Source organism: Winogradskyella sp. (assembly GCF_013213835.1).
Classification (GTDB): domain Bacteria; phylum Bacteroidota; class Bacteroidia; order Flavobacteriales; family Flavobacteriaceae; genus Winogradskyella.
The window spans coordinates 424,658-449,523 of record NZ_JABSSU010000004.1 but is presented as its reverse complement, the minus strand read 5'-3'; the positions used below and the strand labels follow the sequence as shown (position 1 = coordinate 449,523).

Here is a 24,866-nt window from a genome sequence, read left to right as displayed (position 1 = left end):
GAATTATTAAGAACCACACATTAAACAATCATCACCTTCTGATGCTTTTGCTTGTGCAATTAAAGCCTTCATTTCTTCTGGTGACATAGGTTCTACTTCCGTAGTTTCTTGAGTAAACTTGGCTGCTGTCTTTGCTGCCTTTGCTTGTTGATCAGCAATTGTGGTATCTTGAGTTACTTGAACAGCTTCTGCAACAGGCTCTTCTTTCTTCTTGTTAGTTAATGTAAACTTAATAGCATCAACGGCACTCTTAGTACGTAAGTAATACATTCCTGTTTTTAAGCCACTCTTCCAAGCATAAAAATGCATAGATGTTAATTTAGCCATTGTAGCACCTTCCATGAATAAATTAAGCGATTGCGACTGATCTATAAAATAGCCTCTTTGACGAGACATGTCTATAATATCTTTCATACTTAACTCCCACACTGTTTTGTAGAGCTCTTTTATGTCTTGTGGAATAACATCTATATTCTGAATAGAACCATTAGCTCTCATAATATCTTGCTTCACCGATTCATTCCAAAGACCAAGCTCTACCAAATCTTCAAGTAAGTGCTTATTAACTACAATAAACTCACCTGAAAGTACACGTCTTGTATAAATATTGGATGTGTAAGGCTCAAAACACTCATTATTCCCTAAAATTTGAGATGTCGATGCTGTTGGCATTGGCGCCACTAACAATGAGTTACGTACACCATGTTTTTCAACTTGCTTTCGAAGTTTTGCCCAATCCCATCGTCCACTTAAATCCTCATCATTAATATTCCAAAGATTATGTTGAAATTCTCCTTGGCTCATTGGTGAACCTTCATAGCTCTGGTATGGTCCGTCAACCTTTGCTTCTTCCATTGAAGCTGTTACTGCAGCAAAATAAAGGGTTTCAAAAATTTCTTGGTTTAACGCCTTTGCTTCATCACTTGTAAATGGCATACGTAATTTAATAAACGTATCTGCCAAACCTTGCACACCTAAACCAATTGGTCTGTGGCGCATATTAGAATTTTCGGCTTCAATTACTGGATAATAATTTCTGTCTATTACTCTATTTAAATTCTTTGTAACACGTTTTGTGATGCGGAATAATTCTTTATGGTCAAATTCCCCATTTTTTACAAACATTGGTAAAGCTATCGATGCTAAATTACAAACAGCTACTTCATCTGGTGATGTATACTCTAAGATTTCGGTACATAAATTAGAGGACTTAATCGTACCTAAATTCTTCTGATTAGACTTACGGTTAGCTGCATCTTTATATAACATGTAAGGCGTACCTGTTTCTATCTGAGATTCTAAAATTTTCTCCCATAGCTCTCTTGCCTTAATCGTCTTGCGCCCTTTGCCCTCCGCCTCATACTTTGTATATAAAGCCTCAAATTCTTCACTATGTGTATCAGCCAATCCAGGACATTCGTTAGGACACATTAAAGTCCACTCACCATCTTCTTGTACACGTTTCATGAACAAGTCTGAAATCCACATCGCATAGAATAAATCTCTTGCACGCATCTCTTCTTTTCCGTGGTTTTTCTTTAAATCCAAGAAATCAAAAATATCAGCATGCCAAGTTTCAAGATAAATGGCAAAACTTCCTTTACGCTTTCCACCTCCTTGATCTACATAACGCGCTGTATCATTAAATACTCTAAGCATAGGAACTATACCATTAGATGTACCATTAGTACCAGCAATATAGCTACCAGTTGCTCTAATGTTATGAATAGATAAACCTATACCACCAGCAGATTGCGAAATTTTTGCTGTCTGCTTTAAAGTATCATAAATACCATCTATACTATCGTCTTTCATTGTTAACAAAAAACATGAAGACATTTGTGGTTTTGGTGTACCAGAATTAAAAAGTGTTGGTGTAGCGTGTGTAAAATATTTTTTAGACATCAACTCGTACGTCTCAATAGCCGCATCTAAATCATTTAAATGAATACCAACTGACACACGCATTAACATATGTTGTGGACGCTCAGCAATCTTGCCATTTAACTTTAAAAGATAAGAACGCTCAAGCGTTTTAAAACCAAAATAATCATAACCAAAATCGCGATTATAAATAATCGTCGAATCTAAACGCTCTTTATTTTCTTGAATAACATTATAAACCTCATCAGATAATAACGGTGCTTTTTTTCCGGTTCTAGGATTGACATATGTATATAAATCTTCCATTACTTCACTGAAAGATTTTTTGGTGTTTTTATGTAGGTTAGATACAGAGATTCGAGCGGCAAGTTTGGCATAATCAGGATGTGTTGTGGTCATCGTAGCCGCAATCTCAGCAGCTAAATTATCTAGTTCGCTGGTTGTTACGCCATCATAAAGTCCTTCAATAACTCGCATGGCAACTTTTACTGGATCTACAAGTTCGTTTAATCCATAGCACAGCTTCCTTACACGAGCTGTAATCTTATCGAACATCATAGGCTCCTTATGCCCGTCTCTTTTTACTACATACATATGTCAATTAGTTTTTAGTATTCTGAATACACCAATTCAGAAAAAGTTAGTTAATGGCAAGTACTGAAAATACAACACTTACTTATCTTGATTAATTAATTTTAATGGACTATTTCTGCTATAAGCGGAAACAGAATATGTCTTTAATGCTATGCTTAGTAGAACTTACTAAGCATTAATTTGAATGCTCAAATATTCTAATGACTAGAAATCTGCGTCAAAAGAAAATTTATCTTTTTCCTCCTCTTTATTAAGGACACCTGCCTTTTGGTATTCTGATACACGTTTTTCAAAGAAGTTAGTTTTTCCTTGAAGTGATATCATATCCATGAAATCGAATGGATTCGATACTCCATACTCTTTTTCACAACCAAGCTCACCAAGAAGTCTGTCTGTTACAAACTCTAAATATTGAGTCATTAGCTTAGAATTCATACCTATAAGGCTCACAGGTAATGATTCTGTCACAAATTCTCTTTCAATATTAAGTGCATCTACAATAATCTCACGAATGCGCTCTTTAGGAACTTTATTAATTAAATGATGATTATGTAAATGCACAGCAAAATCACAATGCACTCCTTCATCTCTAGAAATAAGCTCATTTGAAAACGTTAATCCTGGCATTAATCCTCTTTTCTTTAACCAAAAGATAGAACAAAAAGCACCAGAGAAAAAGATACCTTCAACCGCTGCAAAGGCAATTAGACGTTCAGCAAAACTTGGGGACTCAATCCACTTGAGTGCCCAATCTGCTTTTCTCTTAATTGCTGGAAAGTTTTCAATTGCCTTAAACAACTTATCCTTTTCAACTTCATCCTTAACATAAGTGTCAATAAGTAATGAGTAGGTTTCACTATGGATATTCTCCATCATAATCTGGAATCCGTAGAAAAACTTAGCCTCGCTATATTGTACTTCATTTACAAAATTCTCAGCTAAATTTTCATTTACGATTCCATCACTTGCGGCAAAAAAGGCTAAAATATGTTTTATAAAGTAACGCTCGTCATCAGTTAACTTTTGTGTCCAATCCGTTAAGTCTTGATGCAAATCAATCTCTTCTGCAGTCCAAAAACTAGCTTCAGATTTCTTATACCATTCCCATATATCATGATGCTGAATTGGAAATATTACAAATCGATCTTTATTTTCTGCTAAAATTGGTTCAACTGCTTGAGACATCTTCTTTCTTTTTTATAGTTACTTAAAAACACATTTTTAATATGTTCCGGGACTGACAAAGATTTAAAAATGTCTCAAAAAATGAAAGATTATTTTACAAACATTGTCAACAAGTTTTTAACAAATACGGATAAAACGAAACAATCATAATTCTTAGAGACAACCCACGCTAAAGTCTGCTTATCAACGCCTTACAAAGTTATTTTAGAAAGAATTCTGTGTAGGTTTTGTCATATTAAATGACCGCTCAATAGCCGTTTTTATTAATAAACTAAACAACGTCTGTAATGACAGTAATACATAAAAAAAGAGCGCCTCTTCAGACACTCTTTTATTCTAATAACTAACAAAAGCGACGAAAAACCATTATTAGGAAACCGTTTTTCTATATTTTAATCATACTCTAAAACTAGATCTAACCGTAATCTTAGCTTTATAAAATTTGTATGTACTAACCTAATGAGTAAACCCTTATTTTCACCCTAGAATTCTTAGGTTCGCTTTTATTAGTTTAAAGATGCTTAATATCTCTTCTTCTTAACGCTTTTGATGTATAAATGGCAGTAAAAAATGTATAATTGGAATTAGGGCTATACATTACTGATTTTAAACAAGTTACAGTTTATAATTATATCTTTAATTTTACTTTTTATCAAACTTAATCTCTATATTTACCTTAAATACAACTGAATCTAGCATGTTAAAAGCCGTAATTTTAGACGATGAACCTAAATCAATACAAAGCCTTGTATGGGAATTAAGTAATTTTAGCAATGAAATTGAAGTATCTGAAAGTTTTACCGAACCCAGTAAAGCTTTAAAGTATCTTAAAAATAACACACCTGATTGCTTATTCCTTGATGTTCAGATGCCTACAATCGGAGGTTTCCAGTTTTTAGAACAATTGGACTACACAGATTTCGCAATTGTAATCACCACTGCATACGATGAGTATGCCATAAAAGCCTTAAAACACGAAGCTATAGACTACTTGTTAAAACCTATAGATTCTGATGATTTAAAACACACCATAGAAAAAGTAAAAAAGCACAATGAACGATTTATTAATGCAGACAAGTTTGAACGCATACTTGCAGACTTTAATACCAAATTTGACAAAAAACGAATCACTGTAAATACTGATGGCAAATTACTATTTCTTGATGTTGATGATATTATATATGTAGAATCTGACGGTAATTATAGTACATTACACCTTCAAGATCAGAGGAAAATTGTATTAACTAAAAAATTGAAAGAGGTTAATACTATTTTACCTGACCATTACTTCTTTAGGATTCATAATTCTTTCATTATAAACCTCAATAAGATTAAAGAATTTATTAAAAATGAAGGTTATGTAGTTATGGATAGCAATCATAAAATTCCTGTGGCTCGTCAAAGAAAATCTGACTTTCTCGAAAAACTCTAACAGTAAAATATGTTTAAACAAAAAATAATGTGTAGGTCATTCTTAATCCTTGTATTGGTTTTTTTATTCACCAATAATATCTTAAGCGCCCAGAAAAAAAGGATTGATTTTGACACAGCTTTAAACATGATTATTGAGGATAAACGCGATAATTATATTGGTATCGATTCTCTACTTAAATATTTTAAACGCGATAGTCTAAAATTTAAGCATGCTGCTGAATTATCTAAAGAAAACGATTATCCTTTATTAACAAGTTATGCTTTAAATACCTTAGGTGTTATCAATCGTAATATTTCTAATTATGACCAAGCGATTAAACTACATAAGGAAGCTATTACATATGCTGAAGAAGCTGAAAATGCAGAACAAAAAGTTATTTGCTTGAATATGTTAGGTGTAGCCTACCGACGTATGAACATCATAAAACCTGCATTAGACTGCCATAGTCAAGCATTATCAATCGCCTATAGACTTAAGGAAACCTTACCTAAAGACTCAAAATCTAATATTTCTGTTTCCATTGCTGTTTCACAAAATAGTATAGGTAATATCTACATGGCTTTAAAACAATATGATGTTGCATTAGAACATTTTAAAAAGTCACTAGAAATAGAAAAGAGTATTGAGAATATTTTGGGCTTAGCTATAAATTACAACAATATTGGTTATGCTTATGAGGGTAAAGGTGAATATGAAGCGGCACTAGAAAACTATGATAAATCTCTTGAGTATAACAACACTATGGATTCTGATATTGGACGAATGATATGTTATAATAGTATAGGGTCAGTATATTTAAAACAAAAGCGATATGAATTGGCTGAGCCAATTGTTAAAGATGCTTTGACTAAAGCAATTAAACTAAATGATAAGTTTCATCTTGCAACTTCTTATGTAAATCTCGGTAAATTAGAAATGGGTTTAAACCGAAATAAGAGTGCAGAATTAAATTTAAAAAAAGCACTTGAGATATCTTCTGATTATAAGCTCAAAGGCTCTATCGCTTCTTCAAACAAACTCCTTTCTCAGATTTATCAAGAAAAAGGGAATTTTGAAGCAGCCTTAGATCACTACAAAGCATGTGTAGATATTGAAAATACCATCTTAACAGAGAATAATCTTCAATATGTCAATGACATTGTAGTTGAATTCGAAAATCAATATAAATCAGAACAAATAAAAGCAGAAAAAGAGCTCAATGAAGCCTTACTAAATAGACTTGCACTAAACAAAAAACTCTTTTGGTTTTCCTTGTTAATACTTCTTGTCGTTGGTGTGAGCTTATTAATATTTAATAGAAACAGAACTCTAAATCAAGAAAAGAAAATTTTAACTTTAGAACAAGCGATGTTAAGAAGTCAAATGAATCCGCATTTTATTTTTAACTCGCTAAACTCAATTAAGTTATATATTATAAATAATGAAAAGGAACATGCGGTTTATTATCTCAATAAGTTCTCTAAATTAATCAGGAAAATCTTAATTGCTTCGAAAGAAAAAGAAACAACATTAGAAGATGAACTAGAAACGATGAAACTTTACATGAATATTGAAAATATTCGTTTTGACAATGAAATTGATTTTAATATACGTGTAGAGAAAGGCATTAATATTGGCACTACAAAAGTGCCATCTTTAATACTTCAGCCATTCTTAGAAAATGCCTTATGGCATGGTTTATCCTCTAAACCAAATGATAAAAAAATCAACCTCAACGTATCAAAAAACTCAGAAGACTACATCAATGTAGAAATTATTGATAATGGCATTGGCAGAATTGCATCTAAAATAATTAATAGAAATAAAAAACTAAATCGAAAATCTGTAGGTATTGATATTACAAAGGCTAGGTTAGCAAATTTCTCTAAAGCATTTGCTAATTCGTATATCTTAAAAATTGACGATCTGTATGAAAGTAATTCACCAACGGGAACAAAAGTGACCTTAAGTATTCCTATTTAGACTATTTATTGAAGTTTTGTTCTGCAACCTTTTCTAGCTCTGCATACCAGTCTTTGCCAAACTTACGGATAAGCGCTTCCTTTACAAATTTGTAAATTGGAACTTGAAGTTCTTTCCCCAAAGCGCAGGCATCATCACAGATTTCCCATCGATCATAACTGACACCTGAAAATTCTGAATAATCTTTTACTCTTATTGGGTATAGATGACATGAAACAGGCTTTTTCCAATCAATTTCACCCTGATTATAAGCTTCTTCAATAGCACAAAGTGCAGTATTTTTTTCATCAAAAATCACATATGCACATTCAGCACCGTTAACCAATGGTGTCTCTAAATCACCAAATACTGTTTTTACAGAAGTGCCTTGCGCTTCAATCACTTCAATGCCTTCTTTTCTTAAGAATGGTTTTACTTTAGGATAAATATCATCCAAAATTTTAACCTCTTCTTCATCTAAAGGCGCACCTGCATCACCATCAACACAGCAAGCACCTTTGCACGCAGATAAATTACATACAAAGTCCTTTTCAATAATATCCTCTGAAACTATCGTCTTTCCTAACTGAAACATGAGACAAAAATAAATAAAGTTTACTGTAAATTAATATTGAATATTCGCAATTATATCAGACCTTTGCGGCGAATTTTTAAATGGATTTCAAAATGCAATTTAATATTAAAGAAATCATAACAGCTTTTATGGTACTATTTGCCGTAATTGACATTATTGGTAATATTCCTATCATAATTGATTTACGTAAAAAGGTAGGACATATTCAAAGTGAGAAAGCATCTATTATTGCTGGGGTTATTATGATTGTTTTCTTATTTGTTGGTAAAAGTTTGCTGAATCTAATCGGAATTGATGTCAATTCATTTGCGGTTGCAGGTGCTTTTATTTTATTTTTTATAGCATTAGAAATGATTTTAGGAATTACGCTATACAAACAAGAAGAAAGTAACGCTATAACAGCTTCTGTATTTCCTTTAGCATTTCCCTTAATTGCCGGTCCAGGTAGTTTGACTACTTTACTATCATTACGTGCAGAATTTGAGCATACGGAAAACATAATTGTAGCAGTAATTCTAAATGTTGTTTTTATTTACATTGTCTTAAAAACATCCTCAAAGATTGAACGCATTATCGGCCCGAACGGAATTAACATTATAAGAAAAGTTTTTGGTGTAATTTTGCTAGCAATCGCTGTAAAGTTATTCGCGAGTAATATTAAAGCACTCTTTTTAAACTGATGTTATGAAAATATTTATTTGGATACTAAGTATAATAGCCGCTGCACTCATTATTTTTAACGCCACAAAGTTAAATATGGAAGCACTTTTTGAGGGTGAAAGTTTGACTGCTGTAATTACAATTGTTGCAGGATTGTGCGCTATTTTATTGTTGCAAATTTTAAGACTTTCTAAAAAGATTGAAACACTGAGTAAGAAACGCCAATAGGCAACTCTATTGTTTAAAGGTTGGCTGCTCAGTGCTTAAAAAGATAATCTCTTGCACCATAATATCGTCCTTATTTAGGATCTCAAAAAACGCATTGTCATCAAATAATTGCCTTGCCAAGGTTGCTTTTATAAGTTGCTTTATCTCATTATGGTATGCAACGAAAGATATATTTGTTCTTTCTCGTTGATTCACAAAAGACTGAAATCTTACAAAGATATCATCACTAACTTCAAAGTTGTTTATAAAATCATACTTACTAACATGCTTATAAATTTCTCTGTTTTTATCGAGTTCTTCAAAAACAAAATACCCAAAGTGACCTCTTCTTCGTAAATAATTGAGTATCTCATTATCAAATGATCTATCTAATGGCACAAATATATCCGGAATAATACCACCACCACCATAAACTATTTTTCCTTTAGGTGTCACAAACTTTAAAGAATCGTCGACCTCAATATTTTCTTCATCTGACAATTCTCCTGTTCTGCGACGTTTATAATAGTCATTAAAATAAGAACTGTTGTCACCATTGGTATACGGTCTTTGAATAGATCTTCCGGTTGGTGTGTAATATCTAGACACAGTTAATCTTACAGCACTACCATCACCTAATGCCATTTCTCTTTGTACTAGTCCTTTTCCATAAGAACGACGCCCAACAATAACTCCTTTATCATTATCTTGTAAAGCTCCGGCAATAACTTCGCTCGCCGATGCAGAATTCTCATTGAGTAGAATATAAACCTCGCCGTCTTCAAAATCACCTCTTCGTGTTGCATAAGTACGTTCTTCTTGTCCTTTCTTATCTCTTGTAAAAAGTATTAGCTTATCTTTTTCCAAAAACTCATCTACAATTTGCTCTGCAATACCTAAAAATCCACCAGGATTATCTCTTAAGTCTAGAGCCAACTTTTTAGCTCCCTGAGCTTTTAAATCATCTAAAGCATTTTTAAATTCTATATAACTAGACTCAGCAAAACGATTCATTTTTATGAAACCCAATTCATCAGTTAACATATATGAAGACTCCACACTTTTAATGGGAATACTTTTGCGCTTTATATCAAACTCTAACAATTCATCTTCTCCTTTTCTAAATACTGTAAGCTTAACCCATGTGTTTTTATCACCTTTAAGTTTAGTAGAAATATAATCAGTAGAAATGTTTGGTCCATAAATGGTATCTCCATCCGCTAATAATATGCGATCACCACTCATTATGCCCGCTTTTTCACTTGGTCCTCCTTCGGTTGGCTTAACCACAACCAAAGTGTCTTTGTACGTGTAAAAATTAACACCTATACCCACGAAATCCCCTTTCATGTTTTCAGTGACACGTTCTAAGTCTTCTTTTGGAATATAGGTAGAATGCGGATCTAGATTATTAAGAATTCCATTTACTGTAACATCAACTATGCTGTCTGTATTGACATCTTCAACATATTCATAGTCGATATAATCAATGAGTCTATTGAGTTTGTCTTTTTTACTATTTGTAGTGAAGAGGTTATCTGAAGTATCTCTAAAACTTAATTTTCCACCAATCATAACACCGGCAGCAATCGCTGTACCTATAATGAGTGGTAAATATTTATTTTTTGTTTTAGCCATATTTAGGCATCGAGATCTTCTATTTGTTCTATTTCTACACCTGCCTTTTCTAAAAATCGTAAACCAGAATCATCTTTATACGCTGTAACATAAACAACTCTTACAATACCAGATTGATGAATCAATTTACTACATTCTGTACAAGGTGACAAAGTGACATATAAGGTTGCTCCTTTACAAGATTGTGTAGAAGATGCTACCTTTAAAATGGCGTTTGCCTCGGCATGCAACACATACCATTTGGTATAACCTTCATCATCTTCACAGCAATTTTCAAAACCTGTTGGCGTACCATTATAACCATCTGAAATAATCATGCGATCTTTCACAATTATTGCTCCTACTTGCTTACGTTTGCAATGCGATAGTTTTCCCCATTCTTGGGCAATTCTTAAGTAAGCTTTATCGTACCGTAACTGTTTTTCTTTAGACATTTATAATTGTTAGACTATGAGTATTTAACGAAGATAATCTGATTGAATTGCATTGGCATTGCAGCCTTAGTTAAAATTTTACCAAACTTTTTGCTATTGCTTTAACAAGTCACTTTCTAGTATCATTGGAATAACTAGACCAACAACTATTGAAGATAACACCATCACCCAATCTCGACGCGAAAATCTGAACACTGTCTGCATTAAGAAACCTAAAAACAACACCACAAATACAATAATAACTTGCGCTATTTCAATACCTAGGGCAAACTCTATGAGAAGTTCTAATTTGTTTTCGGCAAGTCCTGCAAACATTTTAAATTCTCTTGCAAAACCAAATCCATGAACAAGCCCAAAAAACAAGGTCGTTGCAAATAGAATTCCTAATCCATTTCGCTCTTTTTTTCCAGCTGTAAATATGTTGTAAACAGCAGCAATTAGTATAGTAACTGGTATTAAAAACTCTACTAATTTTCCGTTAATTGTCACAACACCATAAGCGGCTAAAACTAATGAAAGTGTGTGACCTAACGTAAACATTGAAACCAATATTAAAACACGTTTCCAATCTTTAAAAATATAAGGCACAGCCAAAACCATTAAAAACAAAACATGATCATAGCCATTAGGATCTAGAACATGATTGATACCATACTTAACATTAAACCAGAAATTTTCTAACATACTTTTTCTTATTTGGAACGAGTCAAAGTTACGATTAAAAATTCATAAAAAACTCAGGATAAAATCATAATAATTTGTCATTTCTTAAATCAAAAAACCTGCAAACACATAAAATGCTTGCAGGTTAGTATTAATTAAATAGCTTTATGAAACTATCTTTCTCTAGATTCTCTAACGAAAAATCAAAGTCCGCTTCATCTTTATAATCAGTAATCTCAGCGCCAAGACTTCTTACTAAATCATCAAAAGCTAAAGCATTATTCCATTGTTGGTACAAGGCTCTAGTTGCGATTGTTGAGACTTCTGAGTTACTAGAAACTCTAGAATGTCCTGCTCCAAAATTTAGTAAAACAAAACATTGCTCGTTATTTTTAGGAATTAACATCCCTAAAATGGTCTGCTTCTGCACAGACTCACATTTAATATCTGCGAATACTTTGTTTGGATTCATCATATAATCTTTTGAAACAGAGCTTCCTTTACCAATTACAATTTTATAACCGCAATCACTCGTACCAGAATACACATTGTTCTGAACTAAGGTAGGTACATTTAAACCTTTGTTAGCATACAGATATTCTACAGCTCCGTTTGGTGCAGACGTGATATCACCAGAGTACATCAAGCTTCCTTTTTGCTGATTATAAGTGGCATTCCAACCAATTTTTCCAGCAATATTTAAACCAGATAAATCCAAATCTCTAGCTCCCCAAGCATCTTCCCAATACACTCCAACAGCTAACTTTTTACCATAAAAACGTGTACCTGTTGGAATATTACCAACATACATTTTTTCTGACGTTGGTAAAGCATAAGTTATATCCTCAGGAAAAAACAATCGTTTACCAGACAAATCAAAACGCTGTTTCAAATAACTTAATAAGAAATTATAGTTTTTCTTATACAAAGGATTCTCTATTACTGTTTTCTTAGACTTAACCGCTTTGTTTCTCTTTAAAAGATTAGCCAAAATATTTGATCTACCAACAGACGAAACACCTTCTGATGTAGCCCAAGATTTTCCATTTCTAATGCGATATAAAAAAGCGTCTTGTCCCTGAGCTCTTGTATAACATGCAGATAAAGCCTTAAATAAAGCAAATGGTGTTGCGTTATCTAACCAATGTACATCTTTATCCGTTAATAATGTATTTGTTACATCGTTTAAGGGATTTGATACTAGAGGCTTATGATAGGTTTTAGACAACTTACTAATCTTATTAATGGTTTTAGGCGCTCTATTTTTAAAAGCTAAAAACAAAGGCTTGTAACGATTAAAGATTTCAGCTAATTTTTCTAACCCAAAACTATTAAAAGCTTGTGCTGGGTTATAATTACTGTTTTTAATCAACTCAATCAGTGCATCATTTTTAATTAACAAAGTTGAACCTGTTGCTCTATAGATGACATATCTAAAAAATTCAACGGGATTATCAGGATAAACATTATAAAACTCAGCTAATTTTACGGTAGCTTCTTTGTTTTTAATCTTTTCTTTTCCTGAAAATGTATAACCCAATTCATCCAATAATACCGTTAATAAAGTATCTATAGTATCTTCTTTTAAAGCTATACCAGATTGTAATAATGCCATGCATTTCTGTGTCATTACCTCTTTTGAATAAGCATTAATCACTTTGTAATTAAGCTTCAAATCTGGAATATTTAGAGTTTCATCAGGAATGTAGATGTCTTCTTGAAAATTACTTCCATAAGTAGATACGTAATGCTCAATTTGATCTACATACAATTGGTACCTAGAACTGTTTTTGATTTTACTCCATGACTTATGGAACGTCTTATTAAGATCGTTTCCATTTAGTTTTTCTGCTTTTAAAAAAGCAATAATTTTATCTTTTGCCCAAAGTGCATTTGGTGCAATAATATAGCCTTCATCTGAGATGTATGGTTTATTATTTGATGGTTTTGCCGTAACAGCGTTAAACAATTTTAATGTATTCATAATATTAAAATTTAAACAAGTGAGGTGTATAGTTTTAATAATCAATTAATGAAATAGGAACACCTTTTACCTATTATTTTATAAAAACGAAGAGTAATATCAGATTCAAAGTCTGCGCCTAACGGCACTAATAGGAACTCTTTTTGTCTTTTTAGACGAGACGTAATTACAAACCAAAAGACCCTTTCGGGCGCCGGACTTGAACCAGCTTTATAGGAACGTCTGTTGTCTAATACTGACGGAAAGTACGTTCTGTAAATGAATGTTTTATAGGAACTTTCTGTGTCAGTAATATTTTGGGATTCAGGTAGGATTTGCACCCACGACCTCCAGAGCCAATTTTATAGGAACCTTAAGTGCTGTTATATGGCGAAAGGTAAAAATCCTGGTGCTCTAACTTACTGAGCTACTGAATCCGTATTTAGTGGTCCAGGCGGGATTCGAACCCGCGACCTCCCGGTTATGAGCCGAATAGAGGAACTTTTTTATGCCAATTAGCGAAAAGTAAATAGGCGCTCTATCCTCTGAGCTACTGGACCATTTTATGTTAAAGAACGTTTTTATATTAAGCTCTGCCAGCTTCTATGTCTGGCAGAGCGCTACCTTAAAAGTCTGATTCCAAAGACTTTTTTAATTACTATGCAAATGTTTTATAGTATTACGCAATGTATTTGCGTAGTGATTATTTCTTTTACTCACTTTTAGTTTCTGCTAGGTTCTAGCCTAACTAGAACCCAGCATAAACCATTATTAAAGCATAGGACTCTATTCTTAAGTGAAGAATGTTCACACCATTTTATCTGCACAAGATGAACTTGCGAATGCATGTGGTTTTGCTTTAAACACAAATCCCATTCCTAGGATATATCCCATAGCATCTTTTAAAGCCACATTAGATTGAAATTTAGGATCAGTATTAATATCAGCATGCACCTCTAACTCTACATCAAAAGTTTCTAACATATTGCATAATGCATATGCTACCTCAACAGACATTGTCACTTCTTTAAGCATTCGTTCCTTAATCCCGATCTTAGTATTACCTTTAAGGTTTCTAATGAACATAAAACCACCTTTTCCTTCACGCAATACAACTACCACTGTTGCGTATGCAATGTGATCTTGATAGGCTTGAGAATCTGAACCAACACAAATTTTTAAGCGATGTCCAGCCTTTTGTTCTCTTACTATGGCATCCTTTACAAGTTTGATGATAGAACCTTCAAACACTTTACCACTCATGTTTCTCCATTTTTGCTGTGTTAGCTTCATGATTACTTCATTTTTTAGTTAAACAATTAATTAGTGGAACAGACTCGAATCGAACGAGTACCTTTGGCGCTTCAAACCAACGTGCAGACCTTCTACACCACTATTCCTTTGGGTATCTATCAAGATTCGAACTTGATCCTGAAGAGTCACAATCTTCCATGCGAGCCATTACACTATAGACACCATATTTGGTTCTGACAAAAGGACTTGAATACTTCGACTGCACTCAGTACAGGCTCTTTATCCGCAAACGTATCAGATTTGCACTTTACCAATTAAGCTTTGTCAGAGTCTGATAACCCAATAGGACTTGAACCTATACCTCAGGAGTCAAATTCCTGTATGCTCACCATTTACATCATGGGTTAATATTGCAGGTTTAATAGGACTCGAACCTATACCACAAGGGTCGAAACCTTGCATGCTATCCATTACACTATAAACCTAATTGTACAGAGAGTGGGATTCGAACCCACAGAAACCTGATTCTAAGTCAGGCATGTTTTCCCGTTACATCATCTCTGTTTATTGTACCCGTAGTAGGATTCGAACCTACAAGCGCATATCTGCACCTCAGATTTTAAGTCTGATCTGTTTACCAATTTCATCATACGGGTATGAGTTGAGATATTAGGACTCGAACCTAAACAAACCGCCTTATGAGAGCGGTGCTCTACCTGTTAAGCTATATCTCATTATGTTGAGGCAATAGGGATCGAACCTATGACTCTCACGATGTAAGCGTGATGCTCTTCCACTGAGCTATGCCTCAATTTGCACTCTATAAGGGAATCGAACCCTTGTCGTCCGGTAGAAAGCCGTCTGCACTAACCACTATGCTAATAGAGCTTATTGCGGTTCATACGAGAATCGAACTCGTTTCTCCCGAGAGACAGTCGGGAAGGATAGCCATTACCCCAATGAACCAAATTGTACATCTACCAGGATTCGAACCTAGACTGAAAGATTAGAAATCTTTAGTGCTATCCATTACACCATAAATGCTTATTGTGGAAGTAGTAGGACTCGAACCTACAAGCCCTTTCGGGACCAGATTTACAGTCTAGCGAGCCAACCAATTGCTCAATACTTCCAAATTTTGAGACAAGGATGAGATTTGAACTCATAAAAAACAGGTTTGCAATCTGCCGCCTTTAACCATTCAGTCACCTTGTCTTGCTAGAGATAGCGATAGGATTCGAACCTACAACCAAGGACTTAACAGATCCACGCTCTTCCATTGAGCTACACTATCATTTGTGGAGCATGCAGAGACTTGCACTCTGTTCTGTGGTATGCAAAACCACTGTTTTAGCTTGTTAAACTACATCCCCATAATTATTGCGGAGAGTAAGAGAATCGAACTCTTACTGCCATTAAGCAGACTTACTTAGCAGGTAAGCACAACAAACCAATATTTGTCTACTCTCCAATTATTAATTTAGTCTGGGAAGCAGGACTCGAACCTACAACCTCTGACTTCCAAAGCCAGTAAACTAGCCAATTGTTATATTCCCAGATTTTCACTAACAGGATTAGTTCGCTTCATTCTTATTGTCATAAATAAGAGCTCATGAATGCATGGCATTTCGAACCTGCAACCTCTGACTTCCAAAGCCAGTAAACTATCCATCGTTATCCTCTTAGTTTTGTTGACCCGGTGGGAATCGAACCCACGACCTCGACCTTAAAAGGGCCTTGCTCTAACCTACTGAGCCACGAGTCAATTTTTATCATTTTAATACACATCATAAAAAAAGCGCCTCGTTTTACGGAAGGCGCTCTCTTTATATTTATATGAATGCATAAACTTATGTACCCATAACCTTCCTAGTGTATTTTATAAATCTCTCATCATTACTTATCGCGACCATATATTTCGGTAAACGCGAATAGAGATTAAATTGAATTGTATGTTGTAAAAATTTTGTCATTTGTTTTTTTGTTACTGAAATAAATTCAGCATTAAAATTTCTTCGGTGCAAATATGAAACACATTTTTTAATTACACAAGAAAAATTTTATTTTATTTTACTGATTTTCAAGTAGTTATGTTGTTTTTAAGCAATAGCATTCCTGTCCGTATTTCTACAGATTTACCACATGTTTACAATAGTCTGTCTCCCAATTGCTTCACTGTTTTTTAGTCCTTTATGTTATGGTTTTATCTTTTCAAATTATTTTCAAAAAAATTATGCTTTACATCCAAATTATTTCAGATGACTCTTTACTTTCAATTGTTAATTCACTTAAAAGCGCTTCAAAATTTGGTTTTATTCAAAAAAAAACGCCCAACTTTTAGGTTGGACGCTTCATATTATAGTTTTAATAGTAATTAAATCATATTCAACTTCTAAAAATAGATACAAAACGTCCTCTAATGGTACTCAGTAAAATGACTGCCCATCTATAATCGCCACATTCATTAAAGCGCGACATCGGTTGTTTATGTATCTGTTTTGTATTCATTTTGTATTAAATGTGTTGCAAATATCTGATTTTAATTTTGTTATACAAATATTAAATATTCATACGCATTGATTTTACGTAGTAAAACTATTTTAAACTGATTTTTAAATTCATCTCATTTTTCATAAGTAATAACACTTCAGCGTTACCCATTGCATCATCTATAGGATTATGTGTATGTGCTGTTTTTCTTAAATGTTTCCATTTTGCAAAAGTGTCTTTTTGCATTCCGCAAAAAAGGTCTGATAATCGTCTTGAAGAATGTCCGAATGGGTTTTCACCAATAAAATGATGAAAGTACCAAAATATAAACATCCAATCGAAACCATTATTATCACTTATAAAAATTGGTCTTCCTTTTGAATTTTGATGTATCCAATTCTTAAAGTCTAACATCACCTCTTTGGGATCAGAAAAATGTATTGTGTCTTCTCTAGAATGCCCTGATACCAGTAAAGCTTCTGGATTCCAATTATCTGAAATTGGCTTAAGCTTTCCGTAAAAGGTTCTATCTAATTTCTCATCTACGACAAAAGCTCCGAATGAAACCATTGAAAAATCTCCTGGAATTGGCCCATCGGATTCTATATCTACCATTATATAACTCATTTTATAATTTTTTAGATTCCTGTTTCCACAGGAATAACGATTATTTACTTTTCTTTTTGTTTTTCGCTTTGTCCTTTTTAGAAGACTTCTTCTTTTTCTTAGGTTTATCTAAATCAATCTTCTTTTTTATTCGTTTTTCTTCATCAATCATAAAGTCATAATAATGATCATTATAAATTGATTTTTTAGCTGTTTTTAGATGTTTTAGGCTCTTTTTGTAATCGCCTCGTTTTTCATTTATGTACGAGGATAGCCAATTAAGTTTTGCAGTATCAACACCTTTAATTGTAAACGCAAAATCAATTAATTTCTCAGCGCGCTCATTTTCGTCTGCCCATATAAGATATTTAATGTATAAAGTATAAACCTCTACATAGTCTTGATCTAACGCAATTACTTTATCAAAACACTCAAATGCTTTATCGTAATCATATATATATTCAGCACAAATTTTGCCAAGCAAGTATAACGAAGGACAATGATTTTCGTCATATGAGAGTGCATAGTTTAATGATTCACACGCTTCATTCCAATCGCTAAACCATCCAAAAATTGCTCCTTTAGCTTTTAAATAGTAGCTGTCTGCTATTGTTAATCCCATTGTTGTTTGTTTAATTCGTTTTTTAATTGTTGTCGTTTAGACTTATAACTCTTATTCAATTTCTGAACTTTAAAATCAGAACCTTTAAACACTTTTATTGGATTGCCTCTCTGTAAATTGAGATGGTTTTCCCATTGGTTTTGAACTGCTGTTTTTAATTGTTCAGTATTGAATTCTAATACTTTTTCTTGCAATCGTTGTATTGCTATTTTCTTGTTTTGGTGTTGAGACCTGCTATCCATTACCAACACTTGCAATCCTGTTTTTATATGTGTAGCTCGTATTGCCGAACTCACTTTGTTGACGTGTTGTCCGCCGGGACCAGAACTTCTGGTTGCCTGAAACTTTATCTCTTTTTCGTTTAGAGATAATTCTTCTGAAGCGTTAATCTCAAACACACCAATAAACCAGTTTTTACGCTTATGAAAGGTTCTGAAAGTAGATTTTCCTATCCACTGAATTGTTCCTAACCAACTGTTTAAAAAAGTATCTAATTCGTTTCCTTGTAATCGAATGGTTGCGGATTGTAACGTTCCGTTTTCTAACCCTTTTTCCCTTTGAAGAATTTGATATGAAATTTTTCTTTCTTTCAACTCTTCAATAATAAATTTTAAAACTTGCGCAACAACCCAACAACACTCTATTGGACCTCTTCCTGAGGTGATTTGTATTGTTCTGAAGCCCATCCTAGCCTTCCCAAAGGGAAGGAATTCGGATTGAGCTTGGTTTATATTTTTTGTTTTCATTTTAATTTAACTTATGAATAGTCTTGCGTTAAGGATTACTCGTATCTCTTTATTTCATTAATAAGGAACTCGTGAATGCTTCGCATTTGAGGCGACATCCTTTTTGTGAGATTCCTGCCTACGCAGGAATGACAATAAAAAGATATAGCGTAAAGCCTGACCTTTTAAGGTAACGCCCAAATGCTATTTATGAGATACTGAACCAAGTTAAGCATGACAAAACGTATATTACTACTTATCCATTCTCACAATTTTTGGCGTAAATGTGCCTAAGACTTCTACCAATTCTTGCTGATTATTCATTACTTTTTTAATGTTTTTGTATGCCATTGGTGCTTCGTCAACTCCACCTCCAATGAGTGTGACATCGTGCATTTTTAATTGATGTTTTATATCGCTTTTGGTGAACTTTTCTTTACACTTTCTTCGCGAATGCACACGACCTGCTCCGTGTGAAGCTGAGTTAAGACTTTCTGCGTTTCCTAAACCTTGAATGATAAATCCTGGCGCTGTCATAGAACCTGGAATAATCCCTAACTCACCTTTATTTGCTGGTGTTGCTCCTTTACGATGCACAATACATTCGTTTCCGTTTACAGTTTCTTTCCAAGCAAAATTGTGATGATTTTCAATCTTTACAATCGCTTTAGAACCCAGTAGTTTTCCTATTCGGTAATGAATATCGTCGTGACAAGCCTTTGCGTAATCACCAGCAAGGTTCATAGCCAACCAATATTCTTGTCCGTCGTGCGTATTTAAATCTAACCACGCCAAATGCTGAACATTTTTTGGTAATGGACATTGTTTGCTTGCTAAATACGTGTAATGCTTCGCTATATTTGCTCCCAAACCTCTTGAACCACTGTGCGACAACACACCTATGTAATCGCCTGCTTTGAGTTGCCACTGATTATTTTCATCTGTTATAGATACTACACCAAATTCCACAAAATGATTTCCGCTTCCTGATGTGCCTAATTGCTTAAAGGCTTTTACTTTTAATCGCTTTAACAACGGAATATCCTTAAATTCTGAACGCTCAAAAATCTCATGGTCGTGTTTTTTGTCGTGCGTCTCATACATTCCGAATTTGGTATGCTCCCTTAAGATATTCTCTAACTGATGTTGCTTTCCTTTTAAATAAGACGCTTTAATTGGGTAAATGGTTAAACACATTCTGCACCCAATATCAACTCCAACTCCATAAGGTATTACTGCATTGTCAGTTGCTAAAACTCCACCTATTGGCAATCCGTAACCTGAATGCGCATCTGGCATTAAGGCTCCTTGTACTGCAATTGGCAGTTTTAAAGCATCGTACAATTGGTACTTGGCTTGCTCGTCAATCTCGTTTTCTCCATAAATGGTAAAAGGTGCTCTGGTGTTTTTTAACTTATGAAACTTTACTTCCACAGGTTTGGTTAAACCTTCGGCAACTTTTCCCCATATGGCATTTCCTTTGAACTTTTCTGGATGTTGCAACACTTCTTTTGCTTCTTCTAGAATACGTTCTTTCTTTTCTCTTTTTCTGTATCTATTAATTTGCCCTAAAGCTATATTGATACTATTGTTTTTTGGGAAGCCGAGTTTTATCAGGTCTTTCCCTTTTAATTTATTTCCCATGATTTTGAGACATTAATTGTTAGACTTTACACTGAAAATTGTGTAATGCTATATTTTGAATTGTGTCTCAGAAATTGAAAGCCAATCGAGAAGATTAAAGCATAAAAACTCCGAAACTCTAGTTGCGCTTCGGATTCTTCATATCTTGAATAGATTGTTTTTGCTTTCTATTGATTAACAAAGTTCCGAAGTAAGTGTACAAAGAGTCCTAGCTCTTTTGGTACACTTGTTTGTATTTGATACTTGAACATTTTACTTCGTTTTAATAGTTTGTGAAAAGACCTTTCGACTGCGCTCAAGGTGACAATTCAATTCTTGTTTATTGCATTGCAAATATAAAATGGAAATTTTAAAACTTCCAAATAAAATTTTAATTTATTTATTTGATTATCAGATTATTACACCTATTTTTAGACAGTAGAATTCTTGTCCGCAGTGTGCAGAATGTATAAGATGCTGATAGGTTGATATTTAGGTTTTGTGCTACATATCATTCAATCCGAAAAATTTATAACAAAAAAAGCGCCCAATTTCTTGGACGCTTTCTTGAATGTATCTCTTTTCAAAGTTTTTCACCTATTTCATACCATTTGAAAACAGCTTTTCAGCGTCCGTTTTATGTTTAGTTAATAAATAAATCATAGGTTAAAACTTTTGTTTTGTTTCTTATTGCTTTGTGCAAATATGTGAATTTTATTTGAAATTGAAGAACTAACATTCAAAATTCAGTCTTACATCATTCCAAACTTCTCTTATATATAATGTAATTGAAAAGACATTTTCAATATCTTTTTCTTCTAGAAAGCTCCAATACTCAATAATTGAAAAGTGTAAAAAGCATTCTTTTTTCAGAATGGTTTTGCAAATTTCCCAAAGCTCTAACATTTCAGCATCAGCTTTATTAATTCCATCGTCAAATGAAGAGACTATCAAGCCCATTAAAGTAAATTTGTCATCATCGTCTTTCAACTCTGTTTGATAAACTTTTAGAAACTCTGATATTCTCTTTGAATCAGACACTATTAATTCCCAATCTTGTATAGATTCATCCCAATACAACCCTAAACGTCCTGATAATTTCTTTTCTGATTTTCCTTTAGGGTATCTTGTATACTGTTCTAGGTTCTTCATTTTTAACTATTGTAAAAGTTGCTTCTAATCTTAAGTAAAACACTATTAACTTTTCTTAAATCAGGCTTTTCCGGCAAATTAGAAGCAGCATATAACGCTTCTAACTCTAATTTTCGCTGTTCTGCCCAACTCACCAATTCGTCATATTCAAACTTACCATGCTTTACATCTAATAAGAACTCCCTATCCGAACGCCTTACATTAATTGTACTTTCGGAAGCTATCTCCTTTGCCATGTGCAATAACCTAAACGTATGCATCATGTTTTTGGAATCGTAATTTTTACCATGAGACACGGTTGTTTTATAACGTTCTTCATTACGTTTGCTTACCCAATCCCAATATTCTTTATACTTTTTACAGTATGTTGAATAACCATCCTTGTTAAAAAATAGCATTCCTATAGCTTCTTCTCCCTTCGGTATAGAACTTAAAGCTACACCATTGGCTCTATCATTCTTTATAATGCCTTTGTAAGGAATCTCTAACCTATGATATAGATTATTACAATCTTTAAGATTTGAAATATTAGCTATCCCGCAATTTTCTTGTTTTATCTTTTTAATATCCAAGAAAGTCCGCAAAGGCATTGTTTTTCCGCTTTCATACACCAAACAAAAATCTAAAACTGACTTGCGTTCCTTTTCAACTGGGTTTACAATTTTCTTTTCTAAACCTCTTGCTTTTTTGATTTGAGCATAAGCGTAATTAGCGAATGACTTTTCACATTGTTTAGACAAAAAATCATCTAATTTTATGTCATCAAATATCGGGTGCTTGTAAAGTATACACTCATCAGGTACATTCAATAATTCTAAGATATTGGGATTATTTTTTGAACAAAGCTCTATAAACTTTCGTAGTTCGTAATAAACAATATCATTAGACTCATTATTAATTTGACCAATATAATCCAACCCATAAAACTGTGCTTTAGGAAGAATGAACACACCTCTTATATCTGTATCTGATGTAGGTGTGTCCAGTCCATAAGCTCTACTTCCACTTATACATTCAAAAATAATATGCCCTGATGCTTTTAATGCTTCTAGTGTCATTATTTTAATGTTTTTAAAAACAGCTCATTAAAATTAGCTGGATTAGGTTTTCTATTAGCTAATTTATCTTTAAAGCTGTTATTTTCATTAACTATATGTTTTACTAAATGTATTAAATCTGCTTCTACAGGCTCATTGCTTTTTTCAACACGTTCACTTTTTAGGGTGATAAGTGTATCTAATTTTGAATGATAGCTATCATCAATTAACGAATACATTTCCCTGAATAATACAGGTGGAATAGTTTCATTTTTATATATCCAATTAGCACAAAGCGCAGTTCGGATAGCATAAAAGAAACTCTTCAATGTCATTTTTTCTGAGCCTAATGTTTCCTCAAAATTTTTATTCATACTATGAAAATGATAAAATCCAGAAACAGGGTTAAAGTTTGCATTTGCAACTTTTTTATCTCATTTAAGAAATCACTATCTGCCCGATATACTATTGGCGAAAATAACCATCCTGTGAAAGATGCGTTTGACTTTGCCAAAAGTCGCAACGCTTTACGTATATCCCAACCTGAACCATCCAAATCATCTTCAGTTATGAATTGTATAGTATCGGTTTGCTCCCAAAGATTTAAATACCAATCCTTAGAATGCTTGTAAACAAATCGTATATCATAATCTGAATCTGGGGAAGCAAAGCCCCAAGCTCTACTCCCTGATTCTACAGCGAATAAGATTTCTATACTCTTATCTTGCTCTATTTGTTTTAACTTATTTAGTATTTCTTTTCTCATTATTTCTATTTCTTCTTTTTTTCCAAGGTGCATTTTTCTTCCAATCACCTGCCATGATGCATCCATAAGGCATCACCTCATCTATTACTTTTCCTAAACCAAATTCTTCCATTTGATTCCTTACAGTTTCTGCATTTTTATAAGCACTTGGTAATTCTGTAATATCAATCTCTTCAGAGAAAAACCTAACGTCTAAACCTTGAGTTTCTTCATTAAATATCTCTTGAAACTTTCCAGTTTTACTTTTTCTATGTTGCGTTCTACTCACATTTCTACCCGCTCCATGTGGTGCAAAACCTAAATTAGAGTTTGTTGTTTCGCCTTCAACAATTAAAACTGGTTCAGACATATTTAAAGGAATCAATCTTGGTCCTGTAATATCTGGCATAAACTTAGCGTCTAATGGTGTAGCACCTTTAGCATGGTAAAACAAATCGCCATCTTTAAAGACGAAGTTATGCTCATTCCAAAATCTGTTTTCTTTATCAATTCCTAACTTTTCTAAAGTCGCATCATGCAATACTTCATGGTTTTTCTTTGTCCACTTTCTTATGATCTGCAATGCTTCCCAGTATTGTTGTCCTTCTTCTGTTTCAAAAGGAATCCAAGCATTTTGTTTTAAGGTGTCTGGTGATAACTCTCTTCTAAACTTTTCGGCAACTTTCATTCCTTTTGAGTATAAATTCGCTCCAAAACCTCTACTTCCATGATGTGTTACCATCATAGTATTACCTGTTTTCTTTGATGTTCCAATAAACAAAAAGTGGTTTCCGTCACCTTGAGTTCCTAAATGTGATCTGGCAGCAGAAATACATTTTTGATCATTTAAAAACACATTGTTTTCTATCTCTGCTAACAAATCCATCGGAAATCTAAACTGTGTATTTCTATCTCTTCCACTTGGACCAAAATGAGTTATAGAATGTGCTGCATCTAAAACGGCTTTTGGATCTGTTTTCCCAAAATCCGTTAGCATTACCGAACAACAAATATCTGCACTATGCATACCTGGATGAATAGCATTTTTTGCAACTGCAACTCCACCTACAGGAATTGTACCTGTTGGACCAGTAGGACAAGCGTCTGGCATAATAGCACCATTAACCAAAGTTGGTGTTTTCATTAAAGCATTCATTGTATCTACAACCGAATTCACATTAACTTCTTCTAACTCATTTTCTGCTTTAATATTAATTGAAAATGGAACAGACTTTTGATGTAATTCTATTGGATCTGGTTGTTTAAATTGCTCTAGATACTTGGATAAATCTTCGCCTTCTAATCCATTTGCATTAATAAAATCTAATGCATCTTTCATCCATTTGCCTTGTCTATATCCTAAAGCGATTAAATCGTGACCTGTAATGTGTTTTCTGTTTTCCATTTTTAAAT

Annotated in this window: 20 protein-coding genes, 17 tRNA genes and 1 pseudogene; 4 read left to right on the top strand and 34 right to left on the bottom strand. The window is 33.5% G+C overall.

All coding sequences use genetic code 11. From position 1 onward, the window contains the following. Nucleotides 1-6: 6 nt before the first annotated feature. Together HRU50_RS07885 and HRU50_RS07880 are read right to left on the bottom strand one after the other, a co-directional pair. Nucleotides 7-2,478, bottom strand: coding sequence for a ribonucleoside-diphosphate reductase subunit alpha (locus HRU50_RS07885; RefSeq protein ID WP_296349919.1), 2,472 nt, complete (start codon nt 2,476-2,478; stop codon nt 7-9). A 204-nt stretch (nt 2,479-2,682) separates the two neighbouring features. Continuing rightward, nucleotides 2,683-3,663, bottom strand: a complete 981-nt coding sequence (locus HRU50_RS07880; protein WP_296349918.1) for a ribonucleotide-diphosphate reductase subunit beta — start codon at nt 3,661-3,663, stop codon at nt 2,683-2,685. Nucleotides 3,664-4,360: 697 nt separating this feature from the next. Between HRU50_RS07880 and HRU50_RS07875 the strand changes: the two genes are divergently transcribed. Both HRU50_RS07875 and HRU50_RS07870 read left to right on the top strand, forming a co-directional pair. Beyond that, entirely contained in the window at nt 4,361-5,095 is a 735-nt protein-coding gene (locus HRU50_RS07875) for a LytTR family DNA-binding domain-containing protein (RefSeq protein WP_296349916.1), read from the top strand. A 27-nt stretch (nt 5,096-5,122) separates the two neighbouring features. After that, nucleotides 5,123-7,060 carry a tetratricopeptide repeat protein gene (locus tag HRU50_RS07870; protein WP_296349914.1) on the top strand — a complete coding sequence of 646 codons (1,938 nt, stop codon included), beginning with the start codon at nt 5,123-5,125 and terminating at the stop codon, nt 7,058-7,060. Between the two features lies 1 nt (nt 7,061). Here HRU50_RS07870 and HRU50_RS07865 read toward each other — a convergent pair whose 3' ends face one another. Continuing rightward, nucleotides 7,062-7,634 carry a DUF3109 family protein gene (locus HRU50_RS07865; RefSeq protein ID WP_296349913.1) on the bottom strand — a complete coding sequence of 191 codons (573 nt, stop codon included), beginning with the start codon at nt 7,632-7,634 and terminating at the stop codon, nt 7,062-7,064. A gap of 92 nt (nt 7,635-7,726) precedes the next feature. Between HRU50_RS07865 and HRU50_RS07860 the strand changes: the two genes are divergently transcribed. Beyond that, on the top strand, nt 7,727-8,314 hold the full coding sequence (locus HRU50_RS07860; protein ID WP_296349911.1) for a MarC family protein: 588 nt from the start codon (nt 7,727-7,729) through the stop codon (nt 8,312-8,314). Between the two features lie 4 nt (nt 8,315-8,318). After that, complete coding sequence (locus tag HRU50_RS07855; RefSeq protein ID WP_296349909.1) at nt 8,319-8,522, top strand: hypothetical protein; 204 nt, start codon at nt 8,319-8,321, stop codon at nt 8,520-8,522. Nucleotides 8,523-8,528: 6 nt separating this feature from the next. On the opposite strand, the gene HRU50_RS07850 is transcribed toward HRU50_RS07855, so the two are convergent. The 31 genes and pseudogenes from HRU50_RS07850 to HRU50_RS07700 form a co-directional block, all read right to left on the bottom strand. Continuing rightward, nucleotides 8,529-10,139 carry a S41 family peptidase gene (locus HRU50_RS07850; RefSeq protein WP_296349908.1) on the bottom strand — a complete coding sequence of 537 codons (1,611 nt, stop codon included), beginning with the start codon at nt 10,137-10,139 and terminating at the stop codon, nt 8,529-8,531. A 2-nt stretch (nt 10,140-10,141) separates the two neighbouring features. Then, nucleotides 10,142-10,573, bottom strand: coding sequence for a dCMP deaminase family protein (locus tag HRU50_RS07845; RefSeq protein ID WP_296349907.1), 432 nt, complete (start codon nt 10,571-10,573; stop codon nt 10,142-10,144). A gap of 93 nt (nt 10,574-10,666) precedes the next feature. Further along, on the bottom strand, nt 10,667-11,257 hold the full coding sequence (locus HRU50_RS07840) for a HupE/UreJ family protein (RefSeq protein ID WP_296349904.1): 591 nt from the start codon (nt 11,255-11,257) through the stop codon (nt 10,667-10,669). A gap of 130 nt (nt 11,258-11,387) precedes the next feature. Continuing rightward, nucleotides 11,388-13,220, bottom strand: a complete 1,833-nt coding sequence (locus HRU50_RS07835; protein ID WP_296349902.1) for a hypothetical protein — start codon at nt 13,218-13,220, stop codon at nt 11,388-11,390. Nucleotides 13,221-13,519: 299 nt separating this feature from the next. After that, nucleotides 13,520-13,636 (bottom strand) — tRNA-OTHER (locus HRU50_RS07830). Nucleotides 13,637-13,645: 9 nt separating this feature from the next. Then, nucleotides 13,646-13,759 (bottom strand) — tRNA-Met (locus HRU50_RS07825). A gap of 247 nt (nt 13,760-14,006) precedes the next feature. Beyond that, nucleotides 14,007-14,492 (bottom strand): ribonuclease H-like YkuK family protein, encoded by a 486-nt coding sequence (locus tag HRU50_RS07820; protein WP_296349900.1) that lies wholly within the window; start codon nt 14,490-14,492, stop codon nt 14,007-14,009. Between the two features lie 34 nt (nt 14,493-14,526). Then, nucleotides 14,527-14,599: transfer RNA gene (locus tag HRU50_RS07815), tRNA-Phe, on the bottom strand. Between the two features lie 188 nt (nt 14,600-14,787). Then, nucleotides 14,788-14,860: transfer RNA gene (locus HRU50_RS07810), tRNA-Gln, on the bottom strand. Nucleotides 14,861-14,866: 6 nt separating this feature from the next. Beyond that, a tRNA-Arg gene (locus tag HRU50_RS07805) sits at nt 14,867-14,938 on the bottom strand. Nucleotides 14,939-14,943: 5 nt separating this feature from the next. After that, nucleotides 14,944-15,017: transfer RNA gene (locus tag HRU50_RS07800), tRNA-Leu, on the bottom strand. A gap of 6 nt (nt 15,018-15,023) precedes the next feature. Next, a tRNA-Leu gene (locus tag HRU50_RS07795) sits at nt 15,024-15,109 on the bottom strand. A gap of 5 nt (nt 15,110-15,114) precedes the next feature. Further along, nucleotides 15,115-15,187 (bottom strand) — tRNA-Met (locus tag HRU50_RS07790). Nucleotides 15,188-15,192: 5 nt separating this feature from the next. Next, nucleotides 15,193-15,264, bottom strand: a tRNA-Val gene (locus HRU50_RS07785). Between the two features lie 5 nt (nt 15,265-15,269). Beyond that, a tRNA-Glu gene (locus HRU50_RS07780) sits at nt 15,270-15,341 on the bottom strand. Nucleotides 15,342-15,425: 84 nt separating this feature from the next. Then, nucleotides 15,426-15,497 (bottom strand) — tRNA-Arg (locus HRU50_RS07775). A gap of 6 nt (nt 15,498-15,503) precedes the next feature. Next, a tRNA-Tyr gene (locus HRU50_RS07770) sits at nt 15,504-15,586 on the bottom strand. 8 nt (nt 15,587-15,594) lie between these two features. Next, nucleotides 15,595-15,668, bottom strand: a tRNA-Cys gene (locus tag HRU50_RS07765). A 7-nt stretch (nt 15,669-15,675) separates the two neighbouring features. After that, nucleotides 15,676-15,747: transfer RNA gene (locus HRU50_RS07760), tRNA-Asn, on the bottom strand. 5 nt (nt 15,748-15,752) lie between these two features. Further along, nucleotides 15,753-15,826 (bottom strand) — tRNA-Ala (locus HRU50_RS07755). A 111-nt stretch (nt 15,827-15,937) separates the two neighbouring features. Next, nucleotides 15,938-16,011 (bottom strand) — tRNA-Pro (locus HRU50_RS07750). Nucleotides 16,012-16,144: 133 nt separating this feature from the next. After that, a tRNA-Lys gene (locus HRU50_RS07745) sits at nt 16,145-16,218 on the bottom strand. Nucleotides 16,219-16,838: 620 nt separating this feature from the next. Next, entirely contained in the window at nt 16,839-16,961 is a 123-nt protein-coding gene (locus tag HRU50_RS07740) for a hypothetical protein (protein ID WP_296349898.1), read from the bottom strand. 87 nt (nt 16,962-17,048) lie between these two features. Continuing rightward, nucleotides 17,049-17,570 (bottom strand): 3'-5' exoribonuclease, encoded by a 522-nt coding sequence (locus tag HRU50_RS07735; protein WP_296349896.1) that lies wholly within the window; start codon nt 17,568-17,570, stop codon nt 17,049-17,051. Nucleotides 17,571-17,610: 40 nt separating this feature from the next. Further along, nucleotides 17,611-18,171, bottom strand: a complete 561-nt coding sequence (locus tag HRU50_RS07730; RefSeq protein ID WP_296349894.1) for a hypothetical protein — start codon at nt 18,169-18,171, stop codon at nt 17,611-17,613. Then, a complete protein-coding gene (gene prfH, locus HRU50_RS07725; protein ID WP_296350164.1) occupies nt 18,162-18,857 on the bottom strand; it encodes a peptide chain release factor H in 696 nt (231 codons plus the stop codon). Before prfH ends, HRU50_RS07730 begins: the two co-directional genes overlap by 10 nt. A gap of 291 nt (nt 18,858-19,148) precedes the next feature. After that, nucleotides 19,149-20,540 (bottom strand): RtcB family protein, encoded by a 1,392-nt coding sequence (locus HRU50_RS07720; RefSeq protein WP_296349892.1) that lies wholly within the window; start codon nt 20,538-20,540, stop codon nt 19,149-19,151. Nucleotides 20,541-21,251: 711 nt separating this feature from the next. Beyond that, complete coding sequence (locus tag HRU50_RS07715; protein ID WP_296349889.1) at nt 21,252-21,671, bottom strand: hypothetical protein; 420 nt, start codon at nt 21,669-21,671, stop codon at nt 21,252-21,254. A 2-nt stretch (nt 21,672-21,673) separates the two neighbouring features. After that, on the bottom strand, nt 21,674-22,729 hold the full coding sequence (locus HRU50_RS07710) for a nucleotidyltransferase domain-containing protein (RefSeq protein WP_296349887.1): 1,056 nt from the start codon (nt 22,727-22,729) through the stop codon (nt 21,674-21,676). Then, nucleotides 22,729-23,474 (bottom strand): annotated as a pseudogene (locus HRU50_RS07705) (nucleotidyltransferase domain-containing protein). The gene HRU50_RS07710 and the pseudogene HRU50_RS07705 overlap by 1 nt, the downstream one beginning before the upstream one ends. Then, a complete protein-coding gene (locus tag HRU50_RS07700; RefSeq protein WP_296349885.1) occupies nt 23,452-24,858 on the bottom strand; it encodes an RtcB family protein in 1,407 nt (468 codons plus the stop codon). The pseudogene HRU50_RS07705 and the gene HRU50_RS07700 overlap by 23 nt, the downstream one beginning before the upstream one ends. Nucleotides 24,859-24,866 lie beyond the last annotated feature (8 nt).

Bases quoted from the DNA above. Each gene is read 5' to 3' on its own strand.
- HRU50_RS07885 (WP_296349919.1), bottom strand. From the start codon at position 2,478: ATGTATGTAGTAAAAAGAGACGGGCATAAGGAGCCTATGATGTTCGAT.
- HRU50_RS07880 (WP_296349918.1), bottom strand. From the start codon at position 3,663: ATGTCTCAAGCAGTTGAACCAATTTTAGCAGAAAATAAAGATCGATTT.
- HRU50_RS07875 (WP_296349916.1), top strand. From the start codon at position 4,361: ATGTTAAAAGCCGTAATTTTAGACGATGAACCTAAATCAATACAAAGC.
- HRU50_RS07870 (WP_296349914.1), top strand. From the start codon at position 5,123: ATGTGTAGGTCATTCTTAATCCTTGTATTGGTTTTTTTATTCACCAAT.
- HRU50_RS07865 (WP_296349913.1), bottom strand. From the start codon at position 7,634: ATGTTTCAGTTAGGAAAGACGATAGTTTCAGAGGATATTATTGAAAAG.
- HRU50_RS07860 (WP_296349911.1), top strand. From the start codon at position 7,727: ATGCAATTTAATATTAAAGAAATCATAACAGCTTTTATGGTACTATTT.
- HRU50_RS07855 (WP_296349909.1), top strand. From the start codon at position 8,319: ATGAAAATATTTATTTGGATACTAAGTATAATAGCCGCTGCACTCATT.
- HRU50_RS07850 (WP_296349908.1), bottom strand. From the start codon at position 10,139: ATGGCTAAAACAAAAAATAAATATTTACCACTCATTATAGGTACAGCG.
- HRU50_RS07845 (WP_296349907.1), bottom strand. From the start codon at position 10,573: ATGTCTAAAGAAAAACAGTTACGGTACGATAAAGCTTACTTAAGAATT.
- HRU50_RS07840 (WP_296349904.1), bottom strand. From the start codon at position 11,257: ATGTTAGAAAATTTCTGGTTTAATGTTAAGTATGGTATCAATCATGTT.
- HRU50_RS07835 (WP_296349902.1), bottom strand. From the start codon at position 13,220: ATGAATACATTAAAATTGTTTAACGCTGTTACGGCAAAACCATCAAAT.
- HRU50_RS07820 (WP_296349900.1), bottom strand. From the start codon at position 14,492: ATGAAGCTAACACAGCAAAAATGGAGAAACATGAGTGGTAAAGTGTTT.
- HRU50_RS07740 (WP_296349898.1), bottom strand. From the start codon at position 16,961: ATGAATACAAAACAGATACATAAACAACCGATGTCGCGCTTTAATGAA.
- HRU50_RS07735 (WP_296349896.1), bottom strand. From the start codon at position 17,570: ATGAGTTATATAATGGTAGATATAGAATCCGATGGGCCAATTCCAGGA.
- HRU50_RS07730 (WP_296349894.1), bottom strand. From the start codon at position 18,171: ATGGGATTAACAATAGCAGACAGCTACTATTTAAAAGCTAAAGGAGCA.
- prfH (WP_296350164.1), bottom strand. From the start codon at position 18,857: ATGGGCTTCAGAACAATACAAATCACCTCAGGAAGAGGTCCAATAGAG.
- HRU50_RS07720 (WP_296349892.1), bottom strand. From the start codon at position 20,540: ATGGGAAATAAATTAAAAGGGAAAGACCTGATAAAACTCGGCTTCCCA.
- HRU50_RS07715 (WP_296349889.1), bottom strand. From the start codon at position 21,671: ATGAAGAACCTAGAACAGTATACAAGATACCCTAAAGGAAAATCAGAA.
- HRU50_RS07710 (WP_296349887.1), bottom strand. From the start codon at position 22,729: ATGACACTAGAAGCATTAAAAGCATCAGGGCATATTATTTTTGAATGT.
- HRU50_RS07700 (WP_296349885.1), bottom strand. From the start codon at position 24,858: ATGGAAAACAGAAAACACATTACAGGTCACGATTTAATCGCTTTAGGA.